Here is a 9855-nt window from a genome sequence, read left to right as displayed (position 1 = left end):
AAGTGGTGTGAGCCATTAAGCTAACTTGTACTAATTACCCGTGAGGCTTAACCATACAACGCCAAACGCGTTTTATGCGACAGTTTAGACAGAAGTTAATATGACTAAAGTAGATATTTACTGAAAGACTTAAAAAATATTATCAGATATTTTCCAAATTCAGTTAATTTGTAGTGATACGAATTAACGCCCAAATTTGCTTGGTGACAATAGCGTTTTGGACCCACCTGATCCCATGCCGAACTCAGTAGTGAAACGAAACAGCGCCGATGATAGTGTAGCATTTGCTATGTGAAAGTAGGACATTACCAGGCTTCAAATTGTAGAAAGCCCGAATCTAACGATTCGGGCTTTTTTACGTTTGCAGAAAAGTGAAATATGAGTAACTAACATTACGCACTCGATTTCTCTCCAATTTATCTAAATGTACAAGTCGAGTAGAATAGCTCCTTACTTCAGTACTAAAGTTTATAACCAAATCTAAAGACTATTTAAAATAGTCCGTAAGCTTGAGTTTCTTCACTTTCAGATTCTTCTAGTTGTGTTGGTTTAAATATTACGCTTGGATCAATTAATACACTGTGCTTTTGTGTAAGCTTGATTAATCCTCGCATCATATTTTTAGTTTGTGGGTCTAGATCAAAACCAACCTCAGTGAGCTTATCTAGTGGTTTAATGTCTTCTTTTTTATAGTCGATATTATCTTCGACTTTATCTACCAATAACCCTACGTGTGGGTTTAAGCCGTCTTTAGTGGTAAAAACAATAATAGGTTTATAGTCTAAGGTTATTTGCTCTTTAGCTGATTCGAATAAACGCTCTAGCTGAATTAGGTTACTACGCTTAATTTTTTCGAGCAGAGCTGATACTTGTTTATAATCGCTTTGATTATGAGCTGATATAGCTTCTTTTACCGTTTCTAGCAATGATTGGAAAGGTTCGTTAAGTCGAGACATTGTTAGTTTTAAGTCTTCATTATCGGTGTTGAACTCTTTGTAAAACAGAACAAAATCTTGTAGTTCTGCATCATTGCTTGAAATAGAAGCCGAGCTATTTAGCAAGTTACTTTGAAGGGTATTGAACCAGTTTAATAGTTTTTCTTGCCATGTTCTTAGTTGTTTTAGTACATGCGCATTACTTTGTTCGGTTGAGATATTATTTAAAATAATACCTAAATCAAACACAGGCGTTGGTATATCCATATAATCTTTAACACCAATAAAGCTTTTATTATTGTTGGGTAAAGTTGTTAGATTATTGTCAAAGCGCTCTGTTAATAAAATATCGAGTATTTTAAGTGAAATTGTTTTGCAGCCCACTTTAAAGTTTATTAATTCCATGCTTTTATCTTAATTTACCTGTTAATGCTTTAAGGATAGAACAAATTAAATAAATAGCTTAAAGATGGATAAGATTTAATAGAGATAGGTAACTAGGAGTTATTAGATGGCACTAGTGAGGTTTTTTATGGCACGTTTAAATTGATTCTCAAGCTGCTTTTTTCCTAATAAACCTAAGTGTTGAATCACTTTTTCATTACATTCATTTTGCAGCACTAACTTTATTAAAAGTTGTTTATCAGACTCTGTTAATTGAGACATACAAGAAGGAGACTGATTCACTACCTGCCAGAGAGTCGCAGAGATATTAAATTGAGTGAAGTTACTGTTTACGAGTAAGGCTAATCGTTCGCGAGTCTCGGGGCTTACTAACTCATCGCTAAATCCTTCAATTAAAATACTTACAAGTTGCCAATCTAGTGTTTTAAAATGTGTTAAAAGAGCATAAAAAAAGTCGTTTTTAAACTGCTTTTTCAAAGGTTGGATAATTGCACTTTTATTGCTTAAGCATTTAACCACAAGCGCTGAATGTTCAGCTGTGCTTTTATCGCGTTGATAACCCAGTTTTACGGTATCAAACCCTTGTTTTTGCCAAAAGTTAAGTAGCTGCGCTGTTGCGCCAAAGCTTGCACCAAACCAACTACATTGGCTTTTTACTTGCGACTCGCAATAGCTAAGTAGCTTTTTACCAAAACCCATATTGTGAGAACTCGGATCAATCGCTATTCGCACAACGCGAGCGCTCAACTGTGTTAAGTAGTCATTATTAAAACTAAGTTGTGAGAGGGTTTGAGCCATTAAATGACCCTGTGGGCGGCGCTCTCCGCTTATAACCTGTAGAGCAAGTTCTTCACTTAAACCACCTTCTATTGCGATTAAACATACACCAACTAATCGATTGTTAATTTTGCTGATGAATATTCGTTGCGATGGTGCGTCTAGTAGTTGGCGTAAATCGTTTACACTACTTTGATAGTGAGCCAATGCAAGCAGGGCAATAACTTGTTGCAGTAAAGGCTCATTGTTTACAAGGGATTGCTGAGTTATTTCGCTATGAACTGGCTGCTCTAATTGCTCACTACTTAACTCTTTATATTGTGCATCGAGTGCAAGCAAGGTGCGAATGTGCTTCTCGAGGGGATCGTGTTTAGCAAAACGCAGTGGCTCATCAAGCGTTACAACTTTAGAGGCTTTATAGTGCGCTTTTATATAGTTACTAAAGCGAATGGTATAACCCCTACCATTGCCCTCATACCCAACCAGTGTACTTGCAAAGACTATACGAGGGTAATGAGCTAGCATTTTTAGCAATAACGGTACAGGGATCGCGGCAGCTTCATCAATGAGTAATAAATCGCACTCAGGTAATGCATTTAATAACGCGTCAGGTGCAACGTAGTGCAAGTTGGCGAGCTGTTTATGTTGAGCGTTGTATTGCAGGTCTAACTCGTTGGCTAAATGTTTAAAGCTACTATGGGTCGCTTTAAACTGAGTGCTGCAAATAATTACTTTTTTATCAGTCAATTTTGCGGCAGCTAAGCCAAGTGCTGCCGACTTGCCTCTACCTCTATCAGCATTAATGAGTAAAGGTCTGTTGGCACGGCCATTAGCTACTTTTACTATTTGTTCCACGCAGTTTTGCTGTGGTAGATAGTCAATTTTATTATCCATAACAGAGCTGACGAGATTACTAATACAGCCATTTTTTTCACTAAAATGAAAAGCGGGTAATCGCTTAATAATAGTCGCGAAACGTTGATTAAATAAACTGTAGTTAATACTCTGACCGTGTGATTGCACTGTACTTAATGAGGGGTCTTGCCAAGAGGCTAAATCATTTAATTCGGGCAGTAATAAAAACAGTATACCGCCTGCTTTAACGGTGCCGGTAAGTGCTGCAAGTTTATCAGGGTGTAAACCACTAAAACCATCGTAAACAGCATGAGCAAATTCTTGCCCTAAAATTTGGTGAGTGCGAGTAGGCCAGTACGAATTTTTAATCGCGCACTGCTTTGATACAACAAGTGTATTGTTTTCATCTATTAATGAGTTAAGTAATTCATAACACCAAGCAGGGCTGCCCGTAATCAACACTAGCTGACGATGATACGCGCCAGCTAGTTGTTGTTCTAACTCATTTAGGTGAGCTTTATACAGCTTGTAATCGTGCATAGGCCGTTACTAACCATTTACTGCCAAGGTCGTCAAAGTTAACTTGTACGCGAGATTGCGCGCCACTGCCTTCGTAATTAAGTACGGTACCAACACCAAACTTAGCATGCAAAACTCGTTGCCCTAAGTTAAAGCCACTGTCTTCAAATGCGGCATGGCTAACTGATGCGCTAAAACGCCCGGCGGCAGGCGGGCGAGAAACCTGTGTTTTAATACGAATTTCTTCAACGCAGTCCTCAGGTATTTCGCGTAAAAAGCGTGATGGGCTATGGTATTTTTCTTGCCCGTATAAACGGCGACTCTCAGCATGGCTAATGTATAACTTATCCATTGCTCGTGTCATGCCTACATAACAAAGGCGGCGCTCTTCTTCCAAACGACCAGACTCTTCGTTACTTTGCTGAGAAGGGAACATGCCTTCTTCTACGCCCACCATAAACACTAACGGAAACTCTAAGCCTTTAGCTGAGTGAAGTGTCATCATTTGAACGGCGTCTTCGTGCTCTTCTGCTTGTCCTTCACCCGACTCAAGTGACGTATGTGCTAAAAAGCCTTGTAAAGGCGAGCTGTATTCTTCGTCTTCAGGAAGTTCGTACTGGTCACATGCGCTAATTAGCTCTTCTAAGTTTTCTACGCGAGCACGGCCTTTTTCACCTTTTTCAGCTTGGTACATTGCCATCAAGCCTGAGGTTTGAATTGTGTACTTGGCTTGCTCATGCAAAGTTAGATCGCTAATTTTATCTTCTATTTGTTCGACTAGTTCTACAAACTTACTTACTGCACCAGAGGCACGACCAGATAAGTGCTGTTGTTCTACAATTGCTTTTGCGGCATACCAAAGCGGTAACGATTCTGCTCGTGCACAATCTCGTATATGGCTCAATGTTTTATCACCAATACCGCGTGCTGGCGTATTAATTACACGCTCAAACGCGGCATCGTCTTGACGATTACCTACTAGGCGTAAATACGAAAGCGCATCTTTAATTTCTTGTCGTTCGAAGAATCGCATACCACCATAAATACGGTATTTTAAGCCTTCTTGCAGCATGGCCTCCTCAAGTACACGAGATTGCGCGTTACTACGGTATAAAATTGCGGCATCTTGTAGGGCATTACCTGCATTTAACCAGCTTCGTAGTTTGCTACTTACAAAGCGTGCTTCGTCTAACTCATTAAATGCTGCATAAATAGAGATTGGCTCGCCGTCGTTACCGTCGGTCCACAAGCTTTTACCCATACGTTCTGAGTTATTTTGAATTAATGCGTTAGACGCTTTCAAAATAGTCGCTGTTGAGCGGTAGTTTTGTTCAAGACGAATGGTTTCTGCGCTAAAGTCAGTTAAAAAACGTTTAATGTTTTCGATTTTAGCACCACGCCAACCATAAATGCTTTGGTCATCGTCGCCTACAATCATAATGCTGTTAGTATCGCCAGCAAGTAATTTTAACCAAGCATATTGAATGGTATTTGTATCTTGGAACTCGTCTACGAGCATATGCGCAAAGCGTTGCTGATAATGACGCAGTAACGTAGGGTTATTTTTTAACACTTCGTAGCTGCGTAGTAATATTTCAGCAAAATCAACTAGGCCCGCTCTATCACAGGCCTCTTGATAGGCGGCATAAACACGCAGCATCATTTGCTCATTAATATCGTATGCTTGAATATCTTTAGGGCGAAGTGCTTCATCTTTTTTGGCGCTTATGTACCAGCCAAATTGCTTAGCGGGCCATTTTTTATCATCAATATTCATCGATTTTAATAAGCGCTTGATCATCCGAAGCTGATCGTCAGAGTCTAAAATTTGAAAGGCTTCTGGTAAATTAGCTTCACGGTGATGAGCACGTAAAATACGATGCGATAAACCATGGAAAGTACCAATCCACATACCACCTACAGGCGCTTTTAGTGTTTCTTCAACGCGGCCACGCATTTCTTTAGCGGCTTTATTAGTAAATGTAACTGCAAAAATACTGTAAGCGGAGGCTTGCTCAACTTGCATAAGCCACGCAATACGATGAACTAACACTCGTGTTTTACCAGACCCAGCACCTGCTAATACCAGCATGTTTTGTAGTGGGGCTGCAACGGCATCGCGTTGTTTGTCATTTAAGCCATCGAGTAATTGTGAAACGTCCATCGTTACGCCTTTTTAATCAATATTGTGGGCAGTATAACAGGTGTTTTTGTTAGGCTAAATAAAATACTGTTTTTATAAACAGCTATTTATAAAATAGTGTTCAAAACGAGTAACTTGCTAATTAATTAAGCGAATAAAAAAGTGTAAACGGATAACAATAATTGCTAATTTGACCTAATTTTAGCAAAATCTACCAACTCTCTAAATCTAGACTAATTTAACTATTTGATTTGTAAGCTTTAATAAATTGGCATAGAGTGTGTAGGTAAATAATTATAAAATCAAATAAATACAGAGGTTAGTATGGCAGATCAAGGTTCTGGCGGTAACGTAATTGCAGCATTATGTAATATGTTTTTTCCTGGTTTAGGGCAGTTAGTGCAAGGGCGTATTTTAGCGGCTATATTTTTTGCACTCGCTATTATAATAAGTTACGCACTAATTTATGTGCTTGTAGGCTTTGTACTTGTGCCTATTATTTACTTATGGTCGATCATTGACGCAGCGCGTTATAGATCGCGAAGTTAACGGTTTTAAAGTTGAGTAAAATAGCGCCCATGTGGCGCTATTTTACTTTATATGTCCTGTGGTTTACGGGCGTTTACGTATATAATTACGCAATTAAAGATTTACAGGCAAACCCTATGGAATATCAATTTATTCGCGACCCTATTAGTGGGCTACGTATTAAAATAAGCAGTGAACACGCTATTATTGGTCGCTGGCTAAACGAAGAAATAGGCAAAGACAAAGTAGCCATGGTGCAAGCGCTTATTGCATCGGTAAGTTCAAGCTATGAGCCGCTAACGCTAAAAGGCCAAGAAATAGATTTAATATTAACGAAAGACGAAGCATTATTTGAAGCCCATGCACTTCATCAAGACAGCGAAGACCTAATAGCGTATCAAGATGACGATTTAGCGCTTGAAGAAAATGGTTTAAGTAGTGGTTGTGGCTTTGAAGATTTCATTGATTTAATTGATTCATGGCATGAGTTTACGACGTCACGATAAACATAACTAGCACACTAATAAAAATATACAGCAATGCACAATCAGCATTTTATCTGTATTATTACACCAACGAAAATTACGCCAACCAAAACGACAGGAATTGATATGTCTGCCAATTTAAACAAGCTAGTAGTGATGCTAGAAATGCAAAACGCCATGAATACTAAAGTACATGAGCAATGGTTTACTCAAGGGTTTGAATGGTACCGCGCTATTTGGGTTGAGTGTGCTGAAATGCTAGATCATCATGGTTGGAAATGGTGGAAAAAACAAACACCAGATACTGAACAAGTTATTTTAGAGTTGGTTGATATTTTTCATTTTGGTCTATCGCTTAGAATTGACGGCGAAACTAGCTACGAAGACTTAGCAAAGCAACTTGAAACTGAGCTTAGTAATGCTCAACAAGCTGATGACTTTAAACAAACACTAGAGATATTAGCGGCGTCTGCTGTTGCTGATAAAACGTTTAATGCAGGTGCTTTTGCCGGCTGTATGGCGCAAATAGGTATGGATATTGATGATTTATATCGCGGCTACGTAGGTAAAAATACGTTAAACTTTTTCCGCCAAGATCACGGTTACAAAGATGGTAGCTATATTAAAGAATGGAATGGGCAAGAAGATAACGAGCATTTAGTTGAAGTAGTTAAAAGCCTTGATACAGAACATGCAGATTTTGCAAAGTTAGTATATCAAGGGCTAGAAGCGCGTTACCCAAAAATTTAAGTCACGTAAGTTGAGTTAGATAATCTTACGATAGTCGGTAACACTTAGGTAATCGGCTATTTCGTTATGTGGTTGTTGGCTATCTGGGTTAGCAACTGCAAGTAAGTGCTCAATGCCGTATTCTCGTGCGGCATTCAAAACCGGCACACTGTCATCTACAAACAAAGTGCGCTGCTTATTAAACCCTAAGTCTTTTTGTACTTGGTGCCACAAACTTTGTTGCTCTTTACTTACTCCATATTCATGAGTAGACACTACGCCATCTAGGTAGTTATCAATCGCTGTATGCTCAAATTTAAGCATGACACTCTCAGGGTGGGCGTTGGTAAGTAAAATTAACTCTTTGCCTGCTTTTTTAAGCTCAGTTAAAAAATGAGGTACGTCTTCGCGCATTTTAATTAAATGCTGAGACTCTCGTTTAAGCTCCATTATAGGCAAGCTTAATTGCTGCTCCCAATAATCTAAACAATACCACTGTATTTGACCGCTCACAGCTTGATAGCGTTTTAAAATATCTGCTTTAGCTGCATCTAGGCTAATGCCCCTTGCTAATGCGTGTTGCGCAGGAATAACGTTAAGCCAAAAATGACTGTCGTAATGTAAATCGAGTAATGTTCCATCCATGTCGAGCAAAACGGTATCGATTTTTGACCAATTTAACATAGGAATTTCAACTTATAAGGTTTATTATTGAACTAACTGCCATGATAGCAAATTAACGCCAATGACACAGAAAAAGCACCCAACACCACCACAAATCCTCAGTAACAATGTTGTCGCTAAAAGCCGCCTGTTTACTGTGGAGTCTTTAGAGCTAAAGTTTTCTAATAACGAAGAGCGTCAGTATGAGCGAATTCGCGGCGGTGGCCGGGGAGCAGTGATGATTGTTCCGTTAAGTGCAGACAACGAATTACTACTTGTACGTGAATACTGTGCGGGCACAAACGATTACCAGTTAGGTTTTCCTAAAGGCTTAATCGATCCGGGCGAAACGCCAGAGCAAGCTGCTAACAGAGAGCTTAAAGAAGAAATTGGCTTTGGTGCTGAGTATTTTAAACCATTAAGAACAGTAACAATGGCGCCGAGTTACTTTAATGCCACTATGCATATTTTATTTGCTAAGCAATTATACCCACAAACCCTTATTGGCGACGAACCAGAGCCGCTTGTTGTTGTTAAGTGGCCATTAACTCAGTGGCAGTCATTATTAGACCAAGAAGATTTTACCGAAGCACGCAGTGTTGCAGCTTTGCTATTATTAGATAAGTATTTAGCGTCTGGAGCTGCCGATGAATAAATTAATCGAACCGTGTATTGAATTAGCTGAGCGTGCTGGCGATGCAATTATGGCCATTTATAAAAAAGGCGATATTGGCCAACAAGAGAAATCAGATAATACGCCTGTTACCAAAGCTGACTTAGCAGCAAATGACGTACTGGTTGCTGGATTAAAAGTCTTAGCGCCCGATATCCCAATTATGTCGGAAGAAACACCTATACCTGCACTTGCCGACAGACAGGACTGGCAGCGTTATTGGTTACTCGATCCGATGGATGGTACAGGCGAATTTATTTTAGAAAGTGGCGACTTTGCAGTAAACATTGCATTGATTGAAAATAATCATCCTGTGCTTGGCGTTATTCATTGGCCTGCAAAAGGTGTGACTTATTTTGCTACAGCTAAAAATGGTGCCTTTAAACGTGAAAACTCAATTGATAAGCAAATATCTGTAGCGCCGCCAGAGAACTTGACGCTTGCAGTGAGCCGCCGCCAAAAAATAGAAGCGGTGAGTCAGTATTTAAATAGTCAGTTTACAACTATTGCTATTGGCTCGTGCTCATTAAAAGCTTGTACTGTTGCAGAAGGTAAAGCAGATTGTTTTTTAAGAATTGGTCCAACGGGAGAGTGGGATACAGGTGCTTCACAAGTTATTGTTGAAGAAGCCGGTGGTTGTATTACCGATGCAGAATTTAACCCGCTAACGTACAACCAACGCGAGAGTACTGAGAACCCTGACTTTATAGTGATGGGGCATCCAGACTGGGAATGGCAAAAAATGATTAATCCGCATCAAAGGTTGAGCGCAGAATAGCAATTTGATTGCTTTTTGTTCGGTTGAACAACTTTAATTAGTTTAGGCCTTGCATTAAATGTTTATTCCTATATAGTAGCGCTCTCTTCAAGGCAGACTCGTAAATATTACGAAAATGTTTTAAAGAAATTACAGGCGCGGGATGGAGCAGTCTGGTAGCTCGTCGGGCTCATAACCCGAAGGTCGTCGGTTCAAATCCGGCTCCCGCAACCAATTTTTTATAAGATTTGGTTACTGTAAACTCTAGCTTAAGAGATAAAATAAAGTAGTCGATAGACTTAAAATACACAGGCGCGGGATGGAGCAGTCTGGTAGCTCGTCGGGCTCATAACCCGAAGGTCGTCGGTTCAAATCCGGCTCCCGCA

Annotated in this window: 9 protein-coding genes, 2 tRNA genes and 1 rRNA gene; 8 read left to right on the top strand and 4 right to left on the bottom strand. The window is 39.6% G+C overall.

The window, feature by feature from the left end:
• The first annotated feature begins 199 nt into the window (after window positions 1–199).
• Window positions 200–314: ribosomal RNA gene (gene rrf, locus I6F66_RS20105) — 5S ribosomal RNA — on the top strand.
• 177 nt (window positions 315–491) lie between these two features.
• Here rrf and I6F66_RS20100 read toward each other — a convergent pair.
• The 3 genes from I6F66_RS20100 to uvrD form a co-directional block, all read right to left on the bottom strand.
• The gene (locus I6F66_RS20100; protein ID WP_165727087.1) at window positions 492–1340 is read right to left on the bottom strand and encodes a chemotaxis protein; all 849 of its coding nucleotides are present in this window, start codon (window positions 1338–1340) and stop codon (window positions 492–494) included.
• Window positions 1341–1442: 102 nt separating this feature from the next.
• Window positions 1443–3512, bottom strand: coding sequence for a GNAT family N-acetyltransferase (locus I6F66_RS20095; RefSeq protein WP_165727088.1), 2070 nt, complete (start codon window positions 3510–3512; stop codon window positions 1443–1445).
• Window positions 3490–5655: a DNA helicase II gene (gene uvrD, locus I6F66_RS20090; RefSeq protein ID WP_007586555.1), complete on the bottom strand. Its 2166-nt coding sequence runs from the start codon at window positions 5653–5655 to the stop codon at window positions 3490–3492. Before uvrD ends, I6F66_RS20095 begins: the two co-directional genes overlap by 23 nt.
• A 303-nt stretch (window positions 5656–5958) precedes the next feature.
• On the opposite strand from uvrD, the gene I6F66_RS20085 reads away from it, so the two are divergent.
• The 3 genes from I6F66_RS20085 to I6F66_RS20075 all read left to right on the top strand — a co-directional run bounded on the left by I6F66_RS20085 (window position 5959) and on the right by I6F66_RS20075 (window position 7397).
• The gene (locus tag I6F66_RS20085; RefSeq protein ID WP_197209640.1) at window positions 5959–6183 is read left to right on the top strand and encodes a hypothetical protein; all 225 of its coding nucleotides are present in this window, start codon (window positions 5959–5961) and stop codon (window positions 6181–6183) included.
• Between the two features lie 116 nt (window positions 6184–6299).
• The gene (locus tag I6F66_RS20080) at window positions 6300–6668 is read left to right on the top strand and encodes a YacL family protein (RefSeq protein ID WP_024592461.1); all 369 of its coding nucleotides are present in this window, start codon (window positions 6300–6302) and stop codon (window positions 6666–6668) included.
• A gap of 105 nt (window positions 6669–6773) precedes the next feature.
• A complete protein-coding gene (locus tag I6F66_RS20075) occupies window positions 6774–7397 on the top strand; it encodes a dUTP diphosphatase (RefSeq protein ID WP_165726845.1) in 624 nt (207 codons plus the stop codon).
• 15 nt (window positions 7398–7412) lie between these two features.
• On the opposite strand, the gene yrfG is transcribed toward I6F66_RS20075, so the two are convergent.
• Window positions 7413–8060, bottom strand: coding sequence for a GMP/IMP nucleotidase (yrfG, locus tag I6F66_RS20070; RefSeq protein ID WP_007378908.1), 648 nt, complete (start codon window positions 8058–8060; stop codon window positions 7413–7415).
• Between the two features lie 61 nt (window positions 8061–8121).
• On the opposite strand from yrfG, the gene nudE reads away from it, so the two are divergent.
• The 4 genes from nudE (at window position 8122) to I6F66_RS20050 (ending at window position 9855) form a co-directional block, all read left to right on the top strand.
• Window positions 8122–8694, top strand: a complete 573-nt coding sequence (nudE, locus tag I6F66_RS20065; protein WP_007586548.1) for an ADP compounds hydrolase NudE — start codon at window positions 8122–8124, stop codon at window positions 8692–8694.
• Complete coding sequence (gene cysQ, locus I6F66_RS20060) at window positions 8687–9490, top strand: 3'(2'),5'-bisphosphate nucleotidase CysQ (protein ID WP_007586545.1); 804 nt, start codon at window positions 8687–8689, stop codon at window positions 9488–9490. The genes nudE and cysQ overlap by 8 nt, the downstream gene beginning before the upstream one ends.
• Before the next feature lie 136 nt (window positions 9491–9626).
• Window positions 9627–9703 (top strand) — tRNA-Met (locus tag I6F66_RS20055).
• Window positions 9704–9782: 79 nt separating this feature from the next.
• Window positions 9783–9855 (top strand) — tRNA-Met (locus I6F66_RS20050).

Origin of the sequence: Pseudoalteromonas sp. NZS100_1 (assembly GCF_015864285.1) — a bacterium.
In the GTDB taxonomy this organism is placed as follows: Bacteria; Pseudomonadota; Gammaproteobacteria; order Enterobacterales; family Alteromonadaceae; genus Pseudoalteromonas; species Pseudoalteromonas arctica.
Note: the sequence above shows the minus strand (reverse complement) of the source record. Positions and strands in the feature narration are given on the sequence as shown.